A 23,738-nucleotide genomic window follows, 5' to 3' on the forward strand; every position below is an offset into this window, starting at 1 on the left:
AACCTTGTCAGCCTTATGAACTTGTGGAAAAGAAGCAAATCCAACTGAGTTTGTGCATATAGTTAGAACACAAGCTCAAAAAGGCGATTCGCTGGCGAGGTGATTTACTTGTATCAGGATCTTTACCAATATCTTCAATGGCTGCAGATGTCTATTCAGGCGCAGGAGAAGAGAATTGAAGCTTTAGAACAGACAATTCAAAAATTAAGAGCTGATATAACGCAAATAGGGGAGAAACCCGCGATTAATGTGGAGAGGATTGAATATAAATTTGACCAATTGAAAGTTGAGACTCTTGAAGGAACGTTAAATATTGGCTTGAATCCTAACGATTTATCCGGAATTGAAGACTTTGCAGTACAAAATCAATCATTAAAAACCCCATTTTCTCCAAAAGAACAAATGCGAATATCAATGAAAATTGAAGAGGCGATCCATGACTATTTAGAAACGGACTTACCGCTAATTGTGAATGATGCTCAAAGGAACATGGCGATTCCAGCAAATGAATCCTATTTGTCCTTCATTAAAGAAGATATTATCAAACAGCTGCCTAACCGGATCGACTATCATCTTAAAACGAACGCCGCTAAGGTTCAGCCGGATACGAAAGCCCCTCCAATCGAAGAAATCATCATCGAAGCACTAAAGCAGGAAATACAAAGTGGTGTTATCGTCTTTTTAACTAACTTACCTGAGAATGTGAAAGGAATGAAGACGGAATGAACTTTGAAGTTTACAATCGCATCCTCCATGTCGATAATATTAAAATCATGGCGGTCGCAAGCTCCTCATTATTTATGATAGGAGATACGGAAACCATCCAGCTGACATCTGCATTTGACACACCACCAGAATCCTTAATAATTGGGCCATTTGTTCCGTTAGAACGCGATGTGACCCCTGGATATGCTAACCCGAATCTCTAGCGTAGACCATATCGAAGTAAAGCAAGTGGCTTTCAGCTCCGTTATTCAGCTTGGAGATTCCTGCATTCTTAATGGATTTTCCAGGGCCCTTGCTATTCAAAGGGAAGCAGAAATATTCTACGGGGATGAAGGTAACTTTCCTTCCTATCGAACTTTTAAAAAGCCTCTGCCATTGCCGCCTATTACCGAATCAATATCTTTTTTACGCCACAATATTAATCCCATCATAAAAGTTAATAACATTGATGTTACGGCTGTTTCTTCTTCGTCGGTTTTACATGTTGGAAACACTCGAAATGTTTCGATGGAGGTAAGAGTTAAGCATATCCGTCAGCTGTTGCTCGAAGGCCATGAACAGGACATATAATTAATGCATATGTTAGTATAGGTAAAATAACTAGATAGTTCATACTGAAAAGGTGTGTTTTAATGCCAGCGATTATTGGTCCAGTACAAATCGTGAATGTGAGCGGAGGAATTGTCCAATTCGGAGATACTGTTTATATCTCTCCAAAGAGCAGCACGAAAACCTTTGCCGGCTCTGGAGGATTTAACACCGGTGGCTTAATCGTCGCGAATAATGGAATCAGTGGTACAAATGTACTTGATACAAATGTGATTGACCAGCCGATAGCCGGGAATAATTAAAAATGACATAAACCATCCATGGGTTTATGTCATTTACATAAACCATCCATGGGTTTATGTCCTTTTTCATGTTTATTCTACTTTTAAAATGTGCGCTCCATCAAAGAAAAATAAATATCTTTCTGTGACATCTCTTTTCCAGATTTGTTCGATCGCCTTCGTATATAAGTTAATCTGCACCCTGTATCTTTCTTCAAGGATTGGTGCGGCCTGATGAAAGCCTCCCCTATACCTTCCTGTTATTCCATCTGTTTTATAGTCAATCAGGACAAGCCCATGATCATCCTCCAGAATACAATCAATGATTCCTTGGACAAATACAAATTCATCTGCTTCTTTCCAGTTTGGGTAAACCTCACTAGCAGGCAATGAAAGAGTGAATGGAATTTCCCTGTGAATGGCTTTGGCATGAAAATATCTTCTGCCTAGATTTGAGTTGAAAAATTGCACTATTAATTCACTGTCAATAACCGCGGACTGCTCCGGAGTTAACAATTCATTGTCAACCATCCAATCTAATTGCCTCCGAATGGATTCTTCACTAACAGGGATTGTCAAATCCACATGCTGCATCACCATATGCATCGCCGTCCCCCGTTCGGCAGGGCTCAACTGTTTTTCTTGCATAAACTTTGGCCGTTTTATAATTGACTTTTTAAATCTTCGAACTAATTCCGTACCGCTATGCTCATCCGTCATTTCTGCGAAGCGTTTAATTTCTGAAACAGATTGCTTTGAACGATGGACTGTGGCATCGGGGAAGGAATATTCCCATGTCAGCCGGTCCTTTATTTCCATAGCAAATGAAGATTCTGCCGGGACTTGCTCAAACTTTTGAACTCTTTCCAGAAAATAATCCTCTTGCATGTTAAGTTTCGTTTCCTGTTTTTTAATTTCTTCTGCACTTTTCACTTTAATTTTCCAAGAAGACGGATGCTCAGTGATTTCCACCGGTACACGTTTACCTTTTTCACTTGTATTCCTTAATTCATCGCAGTTTTGATGACGGATCAATGCCGGTCCAATCCAGTCGATATAGCTCATGGCCGATGCCCGCTCAAAATCCTCTAACAGCCATTCAGTATGTGAGGAAACATCATTCCATTTGTCGATTGCTTTCGCCGCATCCTTTAAAGCTGCTGTCATAAAGAGCTTTTCTTTCGCCCTCGTCATCGCCACGTATAAGACACGCATCTCCTCTGCTAGCATTTCCATTCTTTTTTTCCGTTTAAAAGCAATTTGCGGGAGGGATGGATAGGAAATACGTTTCTCTGCATTTACATATTTAGCCGCAAATCCAAATTCTTTATCTAGCATGTAGGACTTTCGGATATCCATCATATTAAAATTCCGTGCCATCCCCGCCATAAATACAACTGGAAATTCAAGCCCTTTACTGCTATGAATCGTCATAATCCGGACAACATCCTCCTGCTCACTCAGCGCTCTTGCGGCCCCGAGGTCATCTCCTCGATCCATCATGCGCTCGATAAATCGCAAAAAGCGAAATAACCCGCGGAAAGAGGTCTGTTCATAGGCCCTTGCCCTGTCATATAAAGCTCTTAAGTTAGCCTGACGCTGTTTGCCTCCAGGCAGTCCGCCAACAAAATCATAAAACCCAGTATCCCTGTATAACTGCCAGATTAATTCTGAAAGCGCTCCTTGTCTTGCCAGCGAGCGCCAGCTTGTTAACCAATCAAAAAAACTGCGGACTTTAGCATAAAAAGGCTCTGTATCTTCGGCTGTTTTACTCAAGCAAAAGGAAGAAACGGCCTCCCAAAACGAGCCATGCTTCCTGTGAATGCGAATTTTAGATAAATCCTCTTCATTTAATCCGACGATGGGTGACCGTAACACCGAAGCTAAAGGGATATCCTGGTATGGATTATCAATCACCCTGAGCAGTGACATCATAATTGATACCTCTGTCGCTTCAAAATATCCAGTGGATAAATTCGCATAAATCGGAATTCCTTGTTGCTTAAACTCTTCAATAATTTGCGGTGCCCAGGTCATCGAGCGGAGGAGTATCACGATATCCCGATACATAATAGCGCTTTGCGATTTTGTTTTTGTATTATATACAGGTGCACCTGCTGCAACTAATTCTTTAATCTTTCCAGCTATGACTCTTGCTTCAAGCTGCGATTGTTCCAGCTCTGCTGCATCAAATTCAGCCGCTTCTATTTCGCCTTCCGCTTCTTTATCTCCGGCCGCTTCTGCCTCTTCCGCATTTTGATCAATTAGCAGCACTTCTACCGGATATGGATCTTCTGCTGGGTATGGTGCACCCTTTCGCAATTCCGCCGCCTCATCATATTCTATTTCTCCAACTTTGATCCCCATGATTTGTTTGAATAAATAATTGGTGGCATCAAGTACTTCTTTCCTACTTCTGAAATTCCGTGCCAAATCGATTCTTAAGCCAGAATCAATGCCATCCACCCTAAAGCGGTTATATTTACTTAAGAAGAGATTTGGCTCTGCTAGTCGAAAGCGGTAAATCGACTGCTTGACATCGCCGACCATGAATAAATTACCACTTGCTTCCCCATCTTTTGTTACAAGTTTTAAGATCGTTTCCTGAACCATATTTGTGTCTTGATATTCATCACAATAAACTTCTTTAAAATGCCCGCGGTAAGCAAGTGCTGCTTCTGATGGGAGAAATTCACCTTCAGCTGAAATGGCTTCTGTCAATATTGCGAGACAGTAGTGCTCTAAATCGGCATAATCAACAAGACTTTTTTCTTTTTTTATTTTTTCAAATCGGTTTGAAAATTCTCTTACCAGATAGGCAAGTGTTTCGACAAGTGGCAGCATCTCTCTCATATCACGTAAAAAGCTTTCCGGTTTCCTGGAAAAGAGCTCTTCTTTTACATCTTGGATTTTTTTCTTCGCCTTTTCCCGGAGCTTCTGGGCCTTATCAGTCAGGTCCTTATCATAGTGGTCTCCCTTAACCTGTTTTGCCCGTGAAAATGACCATGCTTGCATCGCTTGATGTAGTGTCGCCCATGAATCTTTTTGCGCTGATAAAAGTGTTTCAATGACTAGCAAATCATCTAAGAAGTTTTCGGCTCTCGGCGCCGGGCCATTTGGCAGTTTGGTTACTTCAAGCCCTCGCTTGATCATTTCCTTTGCCGCTTCTAATTGCAATTTAATATCGAAAAGAAGTGCCTCTGTAAACGGGAGATTTTCTATATTGTCTCCATCTGCCACGTCATACATGGAAACAATAGATTGTAAATACTGCTCCGGCTGGGGGTTTGAACGGGCAAAATCGTAGATTGAGCGCACAATTTCCATTAATCCAGCATCACTTCGATCACTCGTGAACGAATCGACTAAAGTAAAAAAGGCCTGATTATCCTTTTTTCCATACTCTTCTTCAAACAATTCATCCATTACTTCATCTCTTATTAATTGTGCCTCCGTTTCATCGGCAATCCGAAAACCCGGGTCAATATCAATTAAATAATAATACTTACGGATGACCTCCATACAAAAGGAATGCAGAGTTGAAATCGATGCCTTATTTAATAAGGTGAGCTGCTTTCGTAAATGTCTTGAACCCGGATCCAGATCAATTGCTTTTTCCAATGCTTCCCCAATTCGATGCCGCATTTCTGCTGCGGAAGCATTGGTAAACGTCACGACCAACAATTCATCAACATTAAGCGGATCATCCACGGAAAGAATTTTTTGGATGATTCTTTCCACAAGGACAGCAGTTTTCCCTGAACCGGCCGCTGCCGCTACAAGGATATCTTTATTCCTTGCCACTATTGCTTTCCACTGATCATCTGTCCAGGTCACACCCTCTGGCTTCGAAGGGATCATGAAATTACTCATTCTCCTCTGCCTCCTTTCTAATTAACGCCAAAATATCTTCCTTCGAATGCGGTGTCAGCATCCGATAACGATTACTTTCAATCGATTCATCAAATTGGCATACCGATTTAAAGGAGCAAAATGTACATGGTGTCTTGTCCTTTAGCTTATATGGGGCGATATCGATTTGTCCTTCAATAATGGCATTACCTGTTTTCTGGTATAGTTCGCGGACATGATAGCGTAAACGATCAAATTCTTCTAAACTTGCTACCTTTGATTTTTTAGATAAGTTTCCATCTTTCTTGATCCCTGCCGCTACAATTTGAGAGTCTCCGGATTCCAGCGTTTGATCCATTAATTGGATGACCCTTTGATCACTAAGCATTAATCCATTCATTTTAAATTTTTTCATCATTTCTTTTTCGATTTCATCTATGGTTAACATTTTTTTTGCATTAATAAATGGATTGTGAACATGGAAATAAAGGACACCTGCTGGACTCGCTTTCATCTCTACTAATTCATTGGAATGAGTAATGACAATATCAAGATAGGTCAGCATTTGCAGGGCAAGACCATAATAGACCTCAGTTAAATTGACATCCTTCTCACTCGATTTATAATCAATTACCCGCAAAAAGACACTGTCATCTTCCGCTTTTGCTTGATCGACCCTGTCAATACGCCCCGCTAATTCCATTCTTTTTCCATTCTTTAATGAAAAGGCTAATGGGGGCAGGTCACCATTAGGGCCAAACCCTAATTCTAAGCCAATCGGTGAAAATCCGCTCACTTTCGCATGCTCACTTAAAACAAGCGATGCACGGGTAATAATTTGTTCTAATTTCCGCGTAATATAATGATGGCGTTCCGAGCTGAGCAAAATTTCGTTTTGCAGCCTTGGTGCTAATGTCTTGATCGCCTCTTTGGAAAGGTCTTCACATTGCTTACGGGTTAACTCGGACCAGGACATATTTTGTTCATTGACAATATCGGCAATCTGCTTTAAAGCAGCGTGGAATAATTCGCCAATGTCTGGAGCCTCCAATCGAAATATTTGCCGTTCACGAAGCTTCAGTCCATGCTGGGCAAAATGAGAAAAGGCACAGCCATTATATAATTCCATTCTTGAAACACTCGCCTGGATTGTCTCACCATATAATTCATCGGCAACCTCCTTAGAAAGCTGAATGGCACTGTTTGAGTAATAAAGGCTTGACAACACTTTTTGCGCCTTGCTTTTCCAAGTGCTTCCGAGGTAAAAGTTATACACATCCCACCACAGATTAGAAATTGGATAATTCCGCTTTTTCCATTGCAGCTGTGTGTTAAGATAGGACAAGGTTGTTGTGAAGTTTGACACAAAACTTAATTGCCTTGATTCCTCCACATCGGCAGGGTCTGTAACGTAATACCCCTCACCTGCTTCAGGGAACATATCCTTAAGCCGCTTAATGTATGACGAAGAAATTAATGCTTTTCCTTCATCATTGGCAAGCGGATAGCTGACATAAAGCATGTCAGATGGTGCCGTAAAAGCTTTATAGGCAAGAAAATTTTCATCCAAGAGCCGTGTTCGGCTGCTTGGTGCAACATCGATGCCAGCTGCCAATAGCAACTCCCTGTCTTCGTCAGCCAGAATGCCTTCGTCAGAAATTTTCGCAGGCAATACCCCTTCATTGACACCAACTACGAAAACAATTTTGATCTCATTCAGCCTTGATTTCTCCAAATCACCAATTAGAACCTGATCAAGTGCAGGGGGAATAAGCGAGAAATTTAGTGAATCGAAGCCGGCCTGTAAAATAGCAGAAAATGTCTTTAGTGTGACCTGTTCTTCCCCGAGTATTTCAACATACTGGTCTAGAAGTTCAACAACTGCATTCCACACTTGCTCATGTTCCCTCATCCTTACCAGATTGCCTTTTTCTTCAGCAGCTATTTTCCATTTTTCGAGCTTATCCGGAATATCTAATTCTTCTAAATATAAATAGACGGCTTCACAAAGCTTACGTCCTGTATCAGCTTTTTTCAATCTCCTTGACAAACGTAATATTGGCGCAGTCACCATAAGCTTTAATTCATTCAATTCCTGTTCCATCGCTTTTTCAGCATCGGTTTGGACATTCCCTGTTAATTCCAGCCCTCTTATCCGTCGGTAAATCCAGCGATCCTTGTTCACCCATTTGCTGCCACTAATCCCGTAAGCTAAACAATAGTTTTCCAGCCTGTCCATCTTCTCGCGCATTTTGTCTGGATTTTCCTGAAGGGGATATAATAATTCGGTTTTTATCGCTCTAAATACTGGTTCATAGCGCCAATAAGTGTTAATTACTTCAAGACTGGAGCGAATCAATTCGATAAGAGGGTGATTGAGCATCGTCCTTTTCTGGTCGATAAAATAAGGAATCTGATAATCGTCAAAAACCGGTTCAACGATTTCATGATAATCCCCGCCATTTCTAATTAAGAGGGCAACTTCCCGGTAGCGGTACCCTTTTTTTCGGACCACATCGCGAATTTCCCTTGCAATCCCTTCAATTTCAGCCCTTCGATTGACTGCCTGGCTGATTTGAATTGCTGTCGTACCATGAAACGCTATGGCTGGCCGTGCATCAAATTCGCCCTCTAAATGAGCGAGCGCCGGCTGATTCCATTTTTTTTGTTCTTTTAGCATAATAGGCTGTTCAAGAACACAGCCGTTTGTTCTGGCTAAATCATAGACGTTGTAACATGTTTCACCAGAGGCCCGGAACAAGTCAAGCTCGTCAGGGGCTGAGTCTAAAAATAACCGATCCGTGGTCATCGCAATAGAAACACGTTTACAATGCTTCATTAATTCCGCCAATACGAGATACTCTTGCGGAGTGAAGCTATAAAACCCGTCGATGTAGATTTCTGCCTCTTTTAAGAATGCAGAGACTGATATTTTCTCTGCTAACAGGCGGAAATAGTCTTCTGAATCAATATATTTGCCAAAGATTTCGTCTTCAAATTTTGAATAAATCAATTCTAAATCTTTTAATTTATCATTCAGTGCTTTTGCATCAGACGTGTTCCCTACTCCAAACTTAACTGATTCTTGAATAAGTTCTTCTGGTTTAAGACAGTACCGCTTAAATTCAATAATCATTTGTTCCAGCTGCTGAATAAAACCATTCTTATCAGCCGCACGTTGAAAAATCTTTAAATTCTCTTTCTGCTCGTCAATGATCTTACGAATTAGCATATTCATTCCGACACTGCTTAAATGGGTACGGCTAATCCCGCCTGTTTCCTGCAGAATTCGCCATGCCAACCGGGGAAAGCTGAACACCTGCGCACGTATCATTCCGCCTACTTCTGAATTTGCGGCTAAACGGTATTCAGATAAAAACGTCATTTGCTCAGGTACGATATAAATTATGGGTGTGCCTTCTGGGGATTCCGCGAGACTTCCAAGTATTTCCTCGAGAAACATCGTTGTTTTTCCGCTCCCGGACCGTCCAATTACCATTCTTACCGCCAAGGGTATCCCTCGCTCTCTGATAAAACTTTATATCTTCCATTCTACCACAAAAGGAGTACAAACGTTTGTATTTCCACCAATGGGATTCATTCCTGAAATGGGAAAATAAATAAAAAGACACGATTTTTTCAATCGCGTCGCCCCATTGTTTACTATTTAAAAATGAACGTCCATTTCATTTAAAGGCCAATAGCGTAAATCCACTTTTCCGACTACCTGACTTGCATCGATGAATCCGAATTGACGGCTGTCCCAGCTTCCCAACCGATTATCGCCAAGGACAAATAATTTTCCTTCCGGAACCACATTTTCACCGAATAATTCCTTTAAACTAAAATCTCCAGTAAGTTTCATTCCAGGTGCCTTTTGCTTATATATTTTTAAAAACGGTTCCTCATACTTATGACCATTAATATATAACAAATCATCCCGGTATTCGATTTTATCCCCCGGCAGCCCGATAATCCGTTTAACAAAGTCCTCTTTGGCATTTGCATGAAACACGATGACATCAAATCGGGTCAATTCTCCGACTTGAACTCCTAGCTTATTCACAACCAGTTTATTTCCGTCTTGAAGTGTAGGCATCATGGATTCGCCTTCAACAATATAATTAGAAAAGAAAAATGTCCGAATAAAAATAAAGATAATAATACCTATCGCAAATGCTTTAACCCATTCCAGTCCTTCCTTTTTCCACTCAATTTTCATTGAAGCTCCTCCGTTTCTCCTTCTCTTTATTTCTATCTATTTCCCCATTATGGTCAGTTTCTATGCTCTTATTCATCCTTACTTCAATTCTTTTCCCTACATACCAAAGAATAAAAATAATAAGCAGCACGAAAACCGTACGAAAAGGCTTTGTTATTAATGAACGGAGATCATAACCAATAAAGCTGATTGTAAAGATCATCACCATTTTCCCAATACACACTGCCAGCATATATTGAGCAAACCTTATTTTTGACAGGCCAGCAACAATGTTTACGACCGCGGAAGGGGTAAATGGAAAACATAGGATTAAGAAAAGGGGACCGAACCCATGACGGTCCACCCAGTCCATCAAATTACGTACCTTCGGGTGTTTAGGCAAAAAAGATAATAGTCGTTTTTGTCCATACCTTCTGATTACCGAAAAAACAAGTAAGGCTCCAGTACAGGCGCCCATCCAAGAATAGATAAATCCTAACCAAAGTCCAAAAGCGCTGGCATTTGCCATTACGAACACAACTAACGGGAGAAATGGCAAAAATGCTTCAAGAACGATTAGCAATATACCCGGAACTGGTCCAAGTGCCCGATATTCTTGTATGAGACTCATTATATGTTCTAGTGTAAACCACGCTTTAAGTGAGTCGAAGTCCATCCCATTCTCCTTTAATTAGTTGCTCCTTGAATTTTTGTACAAAACCTATTGTGTAATAAATTGATGAAGTGCCTCTTTATTTTTTTCAACATCGATATCAAGCACTGAGCCCTCTCCCTTAATCCGCGGCTCAGTAAAACTGTTTTCAATTGGTATACGCAATGTTTCAATCGTCCCTCTATTATCTGAAAGGAAGTCTTTAGCCATAAATAATGTGTCCGAGGCGTCCATATTTGTGTTAACGTATGGCGAAACAACGCCTATTAATTTTGGAAGCTTCGCGATTGTTTGAAACCCTCCCAATTGGTCTTTAATAGCTTTTACAGCCTTTTGCTGGCGTTCTACCCGTCCAAAGTCACCAATAGCATCGTGACGGAAGCGAACATAGCCAAGCAAATGTGCACCATCTAATCTCTGCAGGCCAGGCTCTAATGTTACATCAATATTCTCTGACATTTTCTTTTCCACATCAATCTCTACACCTTTTGGAAAAGCTTCATCAATTAGCTGGACAAAGCCTTGGAAATCTGCAATTGCAAAGTATTGCAAGTCAAGATCGAAATTCTGTTTAATTGTTTGCCTCATTAATTCCGGTCCGCCAAGTGCGAATGCTGAATTGATTTTATGCTTGCCGTGCCCTGGAATCGTGACATAGCTGTCTCTCATAATCGAGGTTATCTTAAATGTGCCCTTATCTTCGTTATAATGGACAATCATAATGGTGTCAGATCGAGACTTTTCCTTACCTCGCGCATCGCTTCCCAGCAGTAGCACGTTTGTGTCCCCATATTGATCCTTCTGCCCTTCAAACGTATACACAACATTTTCATCTTTCGAATCATTATTTATTTTTTTTAATGATTGGTTAACACCTTGTTTAAATTGAAAATAAGCATACCCGGCAATTGCACCAATTAAAAGTAAAAAAGCAAGCAAAATGGACGGCCATCTTCTCTTTTTCTTTGTTTGATGTCTATCAGCTCTCATTTATTTATCACCCATTCGTCCATGTTTTTTATCTTCAACTATATTTGACTGATTTTTCTTTATTTAGGTTTCCTCATTTAATTCATTTTCCCCTATCAAATATCCTTCTATTAATAAAAACTTTCTCATATATTGCATGAATTTTGCAATAAGAAAGACTCGCCGATTGGCGAGCCTTCAAGTTTGAAATGGGCCTATTGCATTTATTGTTTATTTTTTGTAAAATATATAGGAACATGCGTTCTAATTTTTAGAAAGGTGTAGATGGGCAGATGACCAGAATTCCTGAGGATGACCGTGACATTATGGAGAAGGCCATCTATTTACCGATGGTTCTAATCGTCTTAAACCGGGATTTAAATGTTGTAGAACACAGCCCCTTCAAATTAAAAAAACCATATTTGGATTTAATTGAAGCAACGATGAAGGAAATACAGAGGGAACTCTCTGAGGTAAAACAGTATATGAAAAAGAATCAACTTCAAGTCATTGAAACAAAACGGGACGATGCTTTTACGATGTATATGTTTATTTATAAAGGCTATGAAGAAAACCATAATTACTTTAATCCAAGGATTCGCAACAAGGTCCAGGAATTAATGGAGACCTACCTATTAAAAAAACACCTATCCCGCTAGCAGTTAGAAATACCTTACTATTCCTTTGAATCCTTTGAATTCTTTGAATCCTTTGAATAAAACTCATTACTTTCTGATGCCTTTGGTGACTCAGGTTTTTTTTCTAAATAAAACATCTTTTTCCTGCTATGTTCAACTCTTTGCAAGAGATTGTTTTGTAAAGTAAGAACTTTTGCAAATTGTGAATGAAACGAATTGTAGGAGATCGGAAAAGTTTGTGAATACCCATTGTAAAAAATGACTACTATTTGTTTTGCAGATATACGACGATAATCCTTTATTTGGTTAAGGAAGAACCAATAACAATTAACATTGTAAGGTGATGCCGTACAGAAAGCATAGATTCCGTTAATTGGTTCAATAACAATTGGAAGTTTTCGTGAATAGTCAATTAACAGCTTTGTCCCCTTCCTTTTGCTTTCATAATCGCAGCCATAGTAACTACAGCTGTGTTTAATATTTTGGATAGGATTAAACGGAGAGATAAATTCTTCTTCTTCCTCAACAATACGGGAATACAGTTTCTTGTCGTATTCCACTGGTTCAATAAACAACGTAAAAGGGTTTACCACATATTTTCCAATTTCGATACCTACCAAAGGATTCACTCCTACTCGTTTTATTTAAACAACCATATCTTACCACCATTATCTATATATTCCATTAGTTTTTTAAAATTGTTACTTAATTAGTCACAAATTTTATGTCAAGAAAAATATTATCAGAAAATTATATATATTGTTGATATTATTTGAAAATCTCCATATAATTAAAAAAAGCATCAGAGGTGATTTTCATGAATGAAAAATCATACACGGAATTAATGAAACTTGGTGCCATGAAGAAAAATCGCATGAAGGAGAACTTTGTCCAGGATCTTTACATCGATATGCTCTTGTCGGAAATTCAGTTAACAGTTGAAAAAGAAAAATTACTCCGAAAAATTGATGTGGCCATTGACCGTCGGGACAAAAAGTCATTCCTCTCTCTATCTAGTGAGCTCAAGAAAATTAACAAACGATTTGGAACATGAAAAACCGCCAGTTGGCGGTTTTTATTTTTTATCTCTATTGATCACGATGTTTGATTTCATATTCCTCTAAAGTTGAAATCCGATCAAGCATAGACGGATGCGTATAGCGGAAAATTTTCACCAATAATGGCGGATTTACTTGACTTAAACCGGAACGGGTTAATTCTTGAAAAGAAGTAATTGCGGCATTAGGATTTTTGGTCATTTCGATGGCATACTTGTCAGCACGTGTTTCCTGGTAGCGGGAAGCCAAATTCGTTAATGGACTTGCTGCAAACAAGAGCATCGAAAGTATCATAAAAAATAACGGAAGAGAGCGAATATCTCGTACATCTGTTATTTTTAATTCCTTTCCCCAGCGCCTTACTGCCCAATTCATTAACCTATAGGTCAGGTAAAGACCGAGTAGTGAAAGCAGCAAGTAGCCGCCAATTCCGAAATAAATATGTTTTTCAACATAATGACATATTTCATGGGCCATGATAAATAAAATTTGATTATCCGATAGTTTATTTAATGTTGTATCCCAAAGAACAATCCTGGCATTTGAGCCAATCCCGGATACATATGCGTTTAAAGCATTGGTTTTATCAGCCATGTTCACTTCAAACACATGCTTTGCCGGAATATCAGCCCGATCAGCCAGGGTAAGAATCTGCGTTTCCAATTCTTTATTTTTTAACGGATAAAAATCATTATACAGCGGGTCAATGACGACGGGCTGGAGAAACATCATAAATAATGTAAACGGAACCGACAGCATCCACCCATAAAGCCACCAGCGCTTTTGGCTCTTCTTCATCAGCCAGTATAAAACCGGGACAATAATCAACCAGGTCCCATAATTAACCCAAAAGTCAATTAACTCATCCTTCATCCAAGAGGCAAAGGATTGTGTTGAGATATGATAGGTTTTTGACAAAGTATAACTAATATAATTTAGTGGAAACGTTGCTACAAAGGCAAAAAAAGATAACCAGATTAAATAGATGGGCATTTGCATTAATTTATACTTCGCAGAGCTGTCTGCCCAGCGCTTAAACGCCTTTGAAAACCCAAATAACAAAATGAGAAAATAGAATAGCCATTCGAACGGCGTTGATAAGAAAAACAATAGGTTTCTAACTTTTGAATATTCCTCACTTAAGCTTAACTCTCGACCATTTAGAAAAGTAGCCGGGTCCGCTTTTGATCCTTGAAATTCAAATGGTAATGCTGTATTGGCAAAATGAAATAAATACCAATAAAAAAACAACCCATATAAACAAAAGGCCAAAACCGCATAGACCCCCATTTTTCTTACCATGATTTTGTCCCCCTTTGTGTACAGCCTCTCCTATACTTAGTTTAGTTAAAAAAAGTTATTTTAGAACATAAAAATAAGCCAGTACTGGGACTGACTCACAAGAGAAAAGAGTATAGTGCGAGGATCGCGATTGAACCGAGGACAACCACAATGACATTTGCACCTAAATAGGCAGCGATAAAGGCAGCAGCAGCACCGAGGACACCATACCAAATATCATTCTTTTGAATAAAGAAGACAGCTGGAAATATCAACGCTCCAAGGGTGGCGTATGGAACATTTTTTAATACACCTTGAATAAATGGCGGCAGCTCCTTCCCTTTAAAAAGGACAAAAGGAAGCATCCGTGGAATAAAAGTTACCATTCCCATTCCAATTATCATCCAAACCATTTCACTCCTCATCATGTTCACCCCGATTTCTCGTTTTCATCACTTCCGCAATTTCGATAATAATAGCTGATAATAGTGTGGCTGTTACAATTGACCACCCCTGTGCCATTATATTTCCAAGTGTAAAAATAGAATTGAAGACCGCACCTAGGACGGCCAAAAAGATAACCTTTACGCTTTTTTTCATTGAGGGAACCAAGAGCCCAATAAACATCGCATAAAGGGCAACCCCCATGCTCTCTTGTAAGGTTTGCGGCAGACTTGCCCCAATTAGATGTCCGATTCCTGACCAAACAACCCAGCTTACATAAGCGACTGAATTTAGACCGAGCATAAATCCCGTTGACACTTTCCCTTCCCTTGTTGCCGCAACTGAGAAGGTCTCATCTGTTATACCGAAGGAATAAAAAATTTTGTTGAACAAATGGTCCTCTTCACTTTTTTCATTTAGCGTTGCACTCATAAGAAAATGTCTAATATTAACGATAAATGTTGTTAATATGATTTCTAAAATTCCTGTTCCATAGGCAATAAGACTTAATGAAATATATTGTGATGCCCCGGCAAATACAATGATACTCATGAACACTGTTTCATAAATAGACAGACCCGAAGTTTTTGCAAGTAGACCAAATGTCAGTGCAATCGGAAAATATCCAATCCCGATGCTGATTCCCGCATGGATTCCCTTTTTAAATTCAGATGATTCTCTATCAATTGCCAAATCTGCCAACTTTCTTCCCCCTTGTTGCAAGTACTCATATAAAATTAGATTTTAGCAAATTTTCAGTCAGAGTGGAATAAAAAAACACGGCCTTATCGCCGTGTTTATATGAACTTCATTTCCCTTTAAAAACAGGTTTTCTTTTCTCAGCAAAAGCCTTCAATGCTTCAATGCGGTCTTCAGTCGGAAGTGTCACTTCATAAGCCTTACGTTCAATCTGCAGCCCTGTGCTTAAATCGGTATTCATCCCATTCTTAATTGCAAATTTTGCTTGCTGTAAGGCAACCGGTCCATTTGCGAGCAGCAGCACACAAAGGTTTAAGCATTCATCCAATACATCATTTCGAGGAATTACCCTTGTCAGAAGTCCATAATGGAGTGCCTCGTCTGCTGTCAGCCTGCGTGCTGTCAGGATGAGCTCCAGCGCCTTTGCCTGTCCAATAAGTCTTGGCAGCCGCTGTGTCCCGCCTGCACCCGGAATAATCGCAAGGCCTGTTTCGGTCAGTCCCATTACTGCTTCCCTTGCTGCAATCCGAAAATCGCAAGCCAAGGCAAGCTCCATGCCACCGCCAAAGGCAAAGCCGTTTATAGCAGCAATCGTTGGCTGCGGGAGCTGGTCAATGGCATTAAAAACCTCATTGATTTTAAATAAATTTCGTTTCACTTGCTCATCGGTTAGGTTTTTTCGTTCTTTTAAGTCGGCACCCACACTAAATGCCTTCTCCCCTGCACCGATAAAAATGACAGCCCTGATTCGAGAATTAATTCGAATTTCTTCTACCTTACTTTGCAATTCAAGCAATGTCTCATAATTAAAAGCGTTGAGCGCTTCCGCACGATTAATCGTAACAATCGCAATATGGTTGTTCACCGCAAGTACTATTTGCTCCATTTTTTCCACCCCTTTCTGTAGAAATTCGAAAAAGGCAGGCTAAATGCCTGCCTTTCACAAGAAAAAATTAAAAGAAAAATATGCTTACCTTGCAGCTGCCTGTGTAACCTGTGTTTTAAGTGCACGTCTCAATATTTTTCCAGTTGTATTTTTTGGCAGTTCTACAAGGAACTCAATGGTTGTAGGAACTTTATATTTGGCTAGGTGCTCTATACAATAGCTCCGCACTTGTTCTGCTGTAAGCTCTGGGTTCTTACTCACAACATAGGCATTTACCGCCTCGCCTTGATCAGGATCTGGAACACCAACCACTGCCACCTCAACAACCTCCGGATGATTATAGATCACTTCTTCAACCTCCCGTGGATAAACATTGAAGCCGCCAACGATGATTAAATCCTTTTTCCGGTCAACAATAAATATATAACCGTCTTCATCCATTCTTGCCATGTCTCCTGTATAAAGCCAGCCGTTACGAATAGCTGCTGCCGTTTCTTCCGGCATTTTATAATAGCCCTTCATCACATTTGGTCCATGGACAACCAATTCACCAACTCCGCCGACAGGAACCTCTTCACCCAGTTCATCCACTACCTTGTTTTTCACATGCAAAATCGATGTACCAATGGAACCGGGTTTGCGCGGCCTATCCAGCGGGTTAAAGCAGGTGACGGGAGATGCTTCCGACAATCCATACCCCTCAGAAACCAACACATTAAATTTCTGCTCAAAGTTCTTTAAGAGGGCAACAGGGAGCGATGCACCGCCGGAAATACAAAGCCGTAATGATTTCAGGTTCTCTGGATTTCCTTCCGGATATTGATAAAGAAAATTATACATCGTTGGAACGCCTGCAAAAACGGTAGCACCGTGGTCTTTTATTAACGCAAAGATTTCCTTTGGACTAAATTTCGGTGCAATCAACAAAGTAGCCCCGCTAAGTAACGGTGCGTTTAAAGCAACGGTTAAACAGAAAACATGAAACATTGGAAGAACAGTTACCACCCTGTCGTCGTTATGCATTTTCAAGTAGTCGCCAACATCTTTGGCATTGCTAAACAAATTCCTATGAGTTAACATGGCTCCCTTTGGTTTTCCGGTTGTTCCGGAGGTATAAAGAATAATGGCTGTATCATCGTCCTCGAGTTCGGGACCCCGGAAGGTTATTTCCCCAGAAGCGACTACTTCTGAAAACGATTTCATTTTTGAGTAAAGAGAAAGGTTTTCCATTTCAAAAGGTGCTAAGCTATCTGGCTTCGTTTCACAAAATACGTAATGTTCAATTTTGGGCAAAAAGGCATGCATTTTTTCCACTAACGGAACTGCTAAGTCAAGTGCAACAACCGCTTTCACATCGCCGTTATTTAAGATGTAGCTAATTTCATCGGCCGTGTAAATCGGATTAATAGGAATGACGGTTGCCCCTAACCGTAATGCCCCATAAAGACTGATGACAAAGTGTGGTGAGTTCCCGAGCAATAAGGCGACGTGATCCCCTCTCCTGACTCCCAATTTTTCTAACCCTGAAGCAAACTTTGTTATGGCCCCATCTAATTCGGCGTAGGTACTTGCCTGGCCCATAAAATAATACGCCGGTTTTTCGGCAAAAATCTTTGCTGTTTTATGAAACTGTGCAGAAAGATTCATCGTTTCCCTCCTTTTATGAATGAATAATCATTCATTTATTAATGGAAATATTCTAAATATATTATATTGCTAGAAAGTTAAGTATTCAAGTGGATTAAACAAAAACGCGGTGATTTTTATCACCACGTAAGTTTGTTTAATAAATTAAGTTAATAAATTCAGCTGCTGAAACATTTCCAAAATAATGAGTAGTATTCACATCTGAAAGTGCCTTTTCAATTTCATCTTTTTCATAGCGAATGCCTTTTAGCCTGTTTTCTATATCACTTACATCGCCTACACCAAAAAAGTCGCCATAAATTTTACAGTTTTCCAGGATTCCTTTGTTTACCTCTAAGCGGACATCAATAGAACCGACTGGAAAGCGGTGGGAGTGATGCAAATTAAACTTAGGTGATCTTCCATAGTTCCATTCCCAGTTTTGGTAGCGTTCTTTTGAAAGCTGGTGAATGTTTTCCCAATCTTCTTCAGTCAATACATATTCCGGAATCTCCTCTTGGCCTTCGAAAATGGATGTTAAAATCAGAGAACGGAATTCTTGAATATCAAGCTTTTCTTCCAGAAACTCAGAAATATTCGCAACTCGGCCGCGAACCGATTTAATCCCTTTTGATTCAATTTTATCCTTCTTAACCTTCAATGCAGATACAACATGATCCATTTCTGAATCAAAAAGAAGGGTGCCGTGGCTGAACATTCTTCCTTTTGTGGAAAACTGGGCATTTCCGGAAATCTTTCTGCCCTCAACTTCCAGGTCATTTCTGCCGCTTAGCTCAGCGTTTACCCCTAATTTGTTCAGGGCTGCCACAACTGGCTCCGTGAATTTTCGGAAGTTATGAAAGCTTTCACCATCATCCTTTGTAATAAAGCTAAAGTTTAAATTACCAAGATCATGGTAAACCGCTCCCCCGCCAGATAATCTGCGGACAACGTGAATCCCGTTCCCCTCCACATATTCTGTATTTATTTCCTCAATCGTATTTTGGTTTTTCCCAATAATGATGGAGGGTTCATTTATGTAAAATAATAAATAGGTCTCATTAATATCAAGATTTTTCAACGCATACTCTTCAATCGCCAAGTTTATCCGTGGATCGGTGATTCCCTTATTATCGATAAATAACATAGTATTCTGCCCCTTCTTATAATGTTATAGATTGAAATTCGTCTGCCAATTTTATTATACCAGTAAACTCTCTTGATGCCTCAGTAATTAAATCCGTTACGTTCCCATAATGGGGCAAGTGGGTGAGGATTAATTGTTTTACGGCTGCTTTTTGAGCAATTTGACCAGCATCCACGCTGTTCATATGCCCCGCGGACTTGCCGTTTTGATGCCCGTAAAAATTACACTCGCATAACAAAATATCTGCGTTTTGGCTAAACTCGATAAACTCTTGTTTAAATGAGCTGTCGGCGGTGTAGACAATCACCTTGCCATCAGCCTCCACTCTCATGGCATAGCATGGAACCGGGTGGTTTGTTTTTAAAAATGAAATCTGGAACGGACCTACCTCAAGCGTGCTATTGGGATCATATGCGACTCCTTTTGTAATATTTTTATAAGTTAGTTTCGTAAATTCCTCGCGATCGAATTCATGGCCATATAGCGGCAATGTCTGAAATTCCTTGCCTAAAAATCCTTGAATGAGTCTTGCATGCTGCAGGACACCAAGATCTGCGATATGGTCAGGATGATAGTGCGAAATGATGACCGCATCCAGTTCTTCAGGTTGAATAATATTTTGTAGTTTAGAAAGAACCCCGCTGCCACAATCGATTAATAATTGAAAACCATTATGTTCCAGCAAATATCCCGCGCTTGCCCCGTTCTGTTTTGGATAGCCGCCCCAAAAGCCGATAACTGTCAATTTCATGTGTTAATTCCTCCTATTCTAAAATTACTATCTTTAATATACGCAAAAATCGCTTTCTTTTCATATAGAAAAAAACCAACCGAAATCAGAACGGTTGGTTAGAATTTTATTCACTTACTAAATTGCTATTTTGACGTGGAGAATTATGATTATGCCTCATTGTAAAATAAGCGATGGTACTAATGGCAAAGGCGGCTAGGAAACCTAAAAGAATCATGACATTTTGCCACATGAAGCTAAAGTCGCCGCTTGAAATCACAGCCTTAAAGCCTTGAACCGAATATGTCATCGGCAGAAATGCATTGAAATGCTGTAAGAAGTTTGGTATTAATTCAAGCGGGAAGGTTCCGGCACTTGTTGTTAATTGGAAAATTAGAATGACAATTGCCAAGAAACGCCCTGCATCAGCGAATACGGACACAAGAAGTTGAATTAAAGCGATAAACGTTAAACTTGTAATAATCGAGAATAAGATAAATTTTGGTAAACTTTGGACCTCCAGGCCTAATCCTGCCAGAAGAATAATGTCAGCAAGTAACGCTTGGAAAATACCAACAGCCGCCATAATGGCAAATTTGCTTGCAAACCAGTTAAATCCGCTGGATGGAGCAACCGCCGTATCGCGAAGCGGGAAGACGATTGATAACAATAGTGCACCGACAAATAATCCTAATGATAGAAAGTATGGTGCAAATCCTGTTCCATAGTTTGGTACATGATTAATTTTTTCATTATCCAGTTTAACCGGGTCTGCCATCATGTTATAGGTTTTATCATCAGAATGTACCTTTGTGGCTTCTTTAGCTCCCTCAGCAAGCTTATCAGCTAATTCGCCCGCGCCATCAGAAAGTTTGGCTGTTCCGTCTTTTAGCTGTCCGGAACCCTCAGCCAATTGCCCGGCACCAGATGTAATAGCTGAAGCGCCTCCTGTTAATTGACTCATTCCGGCAGAAAGTGTTTTGGTTCCCGTATTTAACTTCCCTGAACCAGTATATAAATCATGGATCCCTTTTTGCAATTCCTGCTGACCCCCATTAATTTTGCCGATCCCCGCAATTAATTTATCAAAATATGGGTTTGTCTGGGCTTGAATTTTCTCTTCCAGACCATTTGATGCACCGGCTAATTTTTCATTAACCCCTGTTTTGAATTGATTAAAACCGGCATCAAGCTTAGGATTTAGTGCTGCTGAAATTTGCTGCTGCAGAACCTCCTTCGTTGGTGCATTTTTCTGCTCATTTGCCATAATTCCTTGGACAAGTGCGGGATCCACTTTGTTCTCAATTAATGTTTGAGCTAATGTTTGCATTTTATTGTTTTGCTCTGTTATTGTTTGCTCTGCAATCTGTGCTGCTAACATACTTGATAATTGCGACTTAAACTGGTCAATTCCACTGTTTAGGTCTCCAACACTTCCAGTCAATTGTTCTTCTATTCCTGCCGCAATCCCTGCAGGAAGTTGGCCTTTTAATTGCTCTGCACCGGCTAATGCCTCATTTGTTCCGGCAATCAGCAACGGAAGATTGGCATCCACTTTTGCTAACCCATTTTTAAGTTCTGTTGAACCAGCTGCTAATTCTTTTGAACCTGAATCCGCTGATTTCATCCCATTGTTGAATTCAATCGATTTTTCAGCAAGGGTGGCAAGACCCGTATTTAAATCTTCAGAGCCTTTATTTAAGTCAACGGAACCATCTTTTAACTGTCCTGCACCATTACTCGCCTTCACCACACCATCTGCAAGCTCAGTAATCTTACTAAACATCGTTTCGGCATAAGTCTCGGTTACCTTTTCAGCAACAGCTGTTTTGATTTTCTCAGCTGCTGTCCCGCCGATTTGCGCCGAAAGGAAGTTAAAGCTTTCGTTTGGTGTATAAATCAGTTCCAGTTTTTTCGGATTTTCATCCATCAATGTAGTTGCATTTTTGGAAAAATCTTTCGGAATTTCTATGACCATATAATATTTTTGGTCTTTTAAATTTTTATACCCTTCATTCTTATCAACAAATTCAAATCCAAAATCCTTGCTTTTCTTTAGTTTAGACACTAAGTCATCACCAAGCTTCAGGTGATTTCCATCAAGTGTTGCACCCGCATCTTCATTTACAACGGCAACCGGCAGCTCGTCAAGCTTGTCATATGGATCCCAGAACGCCCATAAAAACATTCCGGCATACAAGACAGGGACAAACATGACCGCGATAATCGGTATTAATACTTTTTTATTTTTAAAAATCGTTAAAAGTTCTTCCTTCAACAAGATGTTTTTCATCCTCGATGCCTCCTTTTGTAATATTGACCAATTTGTTCATTCAGTCACTTTGTTTTTAAAAATAAAGACTATCTTCTAAGATAATCCTAATCAAAAACTACAATCTAACCATGAATCGCTCGCGAATGACCAAATGGGCATTTCAGTCAGTTAATACTTTAAGAGTATACATCCATTTTTCCTTGTTGGCAAGTAGCAGAAAATAAAAAAAAAGAAGCTGTTATATTTGAACAGCTTCTTTTGACGTACACTTCACTTTTAAGTAATCCAATACGTTCTTGACAGCAGCCTCACCCTGGTCAATACAATCTGGGACCCCAACACCGCCGTACGATGCACCTGCCAAAAATACCCCTGGCAATTCAGATTTCACATGCTCAAGGATCGTCTCCAGACGTTGCTTATGCCCTACAGTGTATTGCGGCATAGAATTCTTCCACCTTGATACAATCGCAAAATCAGGATTCATCGTAATATCCATAGTCTTTTTCAAATCATCGAGGACTATTTTTGTGATTTGATCATCTGACAGGTCTACTATCGTTTCATCCCCTGCTCTGCCAACATAACATTGGAGAAGTACTTTTCCTTCGGGCGTTGAATGCTCCCATTTTTTATGGGTCCAAGTACAGGCAGTAATCGAACAATCACAATTTCTTGAAACAACAAATCCTGTTCCATCAATATCATTTTTAATCGCATCCTTTGGAAAGGCTAGTGCGACAGTAGCAACAGATGTCGATGGAACAGATTTAAAAGGATCAAAAAAGCTGTAGTCGGAGAACATCGTTTGCGTTACCATGTGAGGGGTAGCAGCAATAATACAATCAGCTTTAATCGTTTCCTTATTATTAAGATAAATTTCATACATTTTTCCAGACCTCGTTATTTTATCCACCCGATGACCTTTTAAAATAAAACAAGGGTCTAGTTTTGCTTCAATCGCTTCAGCAAAGGATTGCAGACCTGTTTTAAAAGTTAAGAAACCACCTTTTTTCTTATCCTTACTTTCAGGCTGTCTTGGTTGGGATGGCGTGGCTTTTTTCATGCCCATGATCAGGCTTCGGTGTTTTTGTTCCACTTCATAAAATTGCGGAAAGGTAGACATGAGACTTAATTGATCAATATCACCTGCATAAATGCCGGATAATAATGGCTCAATTAAATTTTCGACCACCTCATTACCTAGCCGTCTTCTGAAAAATTTTCCTAACGATTGGTCTTTTCCACTTTCTGATCGAGGTAGAATAAAATCAGCCGCAGCTCTTAACTTACCGGGAACGGAAAAAAGACCTGTTGTGATAAATGGCCCTATTTCCGTAGGAACTCCCATGATCGACCCACCGGGCATTGAGTGTAGTTTCTCGTTAACAAGAACATACGATTTACCCGTGGAATTAGGCACCAATTTGTCGTCCATCCCGACTTCCTTCGCAAGTCGGACAATACTTGTTTTCCTTGCTAAGAATGAATCCGGTCCCCTTTCAATGGTAAAACCGTCTCTAACAACCGTTTGCATTTTACCGCCGAGACGATGGGATGCTTCAATGAGTTGAAGCTCAATTGGCAGATTCATTTCTTGAATTGTTTTCTGAAGATAGAATGCTGACGTGAGACCAGCAATTCCTCCCCCAATAATGACAACCTTCTGTTTGTCTTCGGTCACAGACGCACCTTCTTCCGTA

The 23,738-nt window shown here is 40.0% G+C and carries 21 protein-coding genes; 6 read left to right on the forward strand and 15 right to left on the reverse strand.

The features are described 5' to 3' along the window. Nucleotides 1-99: 99 nt before the first annotated feature. The 4 genes from gerPC (at nt 100) to ACO1D1_RS17160 (ending at nt 1,577) form a co-directional block, all read left to right on the forward strand. Complete coding sequence (gene gerPC / locus ACO1D1_RS17145; protein ID WP_423336547.1) at nt 100-726, forward strand: spore germination protein GerPC; 627 nt, start codon at nt 100-102, stop codon at nt 724-726. Next, complete coding sequence (locus ACO1D1_RS17150; protein WP_149869253.1) at nt 723-929, forward strand: spore gernimation protein GerPD; 207 nt, start codon at nt 723-725, stop codon at nt 927-929. Before gerPC ends, ACO1D1_RS17150 begins: the two co-directional genes overlap by 4 nt. After that, complete coding sequence (locus tag ACO1D1_RS17155; protein ID WP_149869252.1) at nt 910-1,296, forward strand: spore germination protein GerPE; 387 nt, start codon at nt 910-912, stop codon at nt 1,294-1,296. Before ACO1D1_RS17150 ends, ACO1D1_RS17155 begins: the two co-directional genes overlap by 20 nt. A 62-nt stretch (nt 1,297-1,358) precedes the next feature. After that, a complete protein-coding gene (locus ACO1D1_RS17160; protein WP_423336548.1) occupies nt 1,359-1,577 on the forward strand; it encodes a spore germination protein in 219 nt (72 codons plus the stop codon). Between the two features lie 72 nt (nt 1,578-1,649). Here the strand turns inward: ACO1D1_RS17160 and addA are convergent, their stop codons facing one another. The 5 genes from addA to ACO1D1_RS17185 all read right to left on the reverse strand — a co-directional run bounded on the left by addA (nt 1,650) and on the right by ACO1D1_RS17185 (nt 11,272). After that, the gene (gene addA / locus ACO1D1_RS17165; RefSeq protein ID WP_423336549.1) at nt 1,650-5,429 is read right to left on the reverse strand and encodes a helicase-exonuclease AddAB subunit AddA; all 3,780 of its coding nucleotides are present in this window, start codon (nt 5,427-5,429) and stop codon (nt 1,650-1,652) included. After that, complete coding sequence (gene addB, locus ACO1D1_RS17170; RefSeq protein ID WP_423336550.1) at nt 5,422-8,919, reverse strand: helicase-exonuclease AddAB subunit AddB; 3,498 nt, start codon at nt 8,917-8,919, stop codon at nt 5,422-5,424. Before addB ends, addA begins: the two co-directional genes overlap by 8 nt. Before the next feature lie 156 nt (nt 8,920-9,075). Continuing rightward, the gene (gene lepB / locus ACO1D1_RS17175; protein ID WP_423336551.1) at nt 9,076-9,630 is read right to left on the reverse strand and encodes a signal peptidase I; all 555 of its coding nucleotides are present in this window, start codon (nt 9,628-9,630) and stop codon (nt 9,076-9,078) included. After that, complete coding sequence (locus ACO1D1_RS17180; protein ID WP_423336552.1) at nt 9,620-10,285, reverse strand: TVP38/TMEM64 family protein; 666 nt, start codon at nt 10,283-10,285, stop codon at nt 9,620-9,622. Before ACO1D1_RS17180 ends, lepB begins: the two co-directional genes overlap by 11 nt. A 45-nt stretch (nt 10,286-10,330) precedes the next feature. Further along, nucleotides 10,331-11,272 carry an LCP family protein gene (locus ACO1D1_RS17185; protein WP_149869246.1) on the reverse strand — a complete coding sequence of 314 codons (942 nt, stop codon included), beginning with the start codon at nt 11,270-11,272 and terminating at the stop codon, nt 10,331-10,333. Between the two features lie 272 nt (nt 11,273-11,544). Between ACO1D1_RS17185 and ACO1D1_RS17190 the strand changes: the two genes are divergently transcribed. Then, entirely contained in the window at nt 11,545-11,910 is a 366-nt protein-coding gene (locus ACO1D1_RS17190) for a hypothetical protein (RefSeq protein WP_149869245.1), read from the forward strand. Nucleotides 11,911-11,927: 17 nt separating this feature from the next. On the opposite strand, the gene ACO1D1_RS17195 is transcribed toward ACO1D1_RS17190, so the two are convergent. Further along, on the reverse strand, nt 11,928-12,509 hold the full coding sequence (locus tag ACO1D1_RS17195; RefSeq protein ID WP_423336553.1) for a competence protein ComK: 582 nt from the start codon (nt 12,507-12,509) through the stop codon (nt 11,928-11,930). Between the two features lie 197 nt (nt 12,510-12,706). Here ACO1D1_RS17195 and ACO1D1_RS17200 point away from each other — a divergent pair, with 197 nt between their 5' ends. Beyond that, nucleotides 12,707-12,943 carry an IDEAL domain-containing protein gene (locus ACO1D1_RS17200; protein ID WP_149869243.1) on the forward strand — a complete coding sequence of 79 codons (237 nt, stop codon included), beginning with the start codon at nt 12,707-12,709 and terminating at the stop codon, nt 12,941-12,943. Between the two features lie 34 nt (nt 12,944-12,977). Here the strand turns inward: ACO1D1_RS17200 and ACO1D1_RS17205 are convergent, their stop codons facing one another. The 9 genes from ACO1D1_RS17205 to hemY form a co-directional block, all read right to left on the reverse strand. Next, a complete protein-coding gene (locus tag ACO1D1_RS17205; RefSeq protein ID WP_423336554.1) occupies nt 12,978-14,249 on the reverse strand; it encodes a M48 family metallopeptidase in 1,272 nt (423 codons plus the stop codon). A gap of 95 nt (nt 14,250-14,344) precedes the next feature. Next, a complete protein-coding gene (locus ACO1D1_RS17210) occupies nt 14,345-14,653 on the reverse strand; it encodes an AzlD domain-containing protein (protein WP_423336582.1) in 309 nt (102 codons plus the stop codon). Beyond that, nucleotides 14,643-15,374: an AzlC family ABC transporter permease gene (locus ACO1D1_RS17215; RefSeq protein WP_423336555.1), complete on the reverse strand. Its 732-nt coding sequence runs from the start codon at nt 15,372-15,374 to the stop codon at nt 14,643-14,645. The genes ACO1D1_RS17210 and ACO1D1_RS17215 overlap by 11 nt, the downstream gene beginning before the upstream one ends. Nucleotides 15,375-15,480: 106 nt before the next feature. Continuing rightward, a complete protein-coding gene (locus tag ACO1D1_RS17220; protein WP_149869239.1) occupies nt 15,481-16,257 on the reverse strand; it encodes an enoyl-CoA hydratase-related protein in 777 nt (258 codons plus the stop codon). A gap of 84 nt (nt 16,258-16,341) precedes the next feature. Beyond that, nucleotides 16,342-17,904: a fatty acid--CoA ligase family protein gene (locus ACO1D1_RS17225; protein WP_423336556.1), complete on the reverse strand. Its 1,563-nt coding sequence runs from the start codon at nt 17,902-17,904 to the stop codon at nt 16,342-16,344. Between the two features lie 136 nt (nt 17,905-18,040). Continuing rightward, complete coding sequence (locus ACO1D1_RS17230; RefSeq protein ID WP_149869237.1) at nt 18,041-19,030, reverse strand: lipoate--protein ligase; 990 nt, start codon at nt 19,028-19,030, stop codon at nt 18,041-18,043. Nucleotides 19,031-19,046: 16 nt separating this feature from the next. Then, nucleotides 19,047-19,781, reverse strand: coding sequence for an MBL fold metallo-hydrolase (locus ACO1D1_RS17235; RefSeq protein WP_423336557.1), 735 nt, complete (start codon nt 19,779-19,781; stop codon nt 19,047-19,049). 106 nt (nt 19,782-19,887) lie between these two features. Then, complete coding sequence (locus ACO1D1_RS17240; RefSeq protein ID WP_423336558.1) at nt 19,888-22,053, reverse strand: YhgE/Pip family protein; 2,166 nt, start codon at nt 22,051-22,053, stop codon at nt 19,888-19,890. Nucleotides 22,054-22,273: 220 nt separating this feature from the next. Then, a complete protein-coding gene (hemY, locus tag ACO1D1_RS17245; RefSeq protein WP_423336559.1) occupies nt 22,274-23,719 on the reverse strand; it encodes a protoporphyrinogen oxidase in 1,446 nt (481 codons plus the stop codon). Nucleotides 23,720-23,738: the final 19 nt, after the last annotated feature.

It is taken from the genome of Neobacillus sp. 19, assembly GCF_049463095.1.
GTDB lineage: Bacteria > Bacillota > Bacilli > Bacillales > Cytobacillaceae > Neobacillus.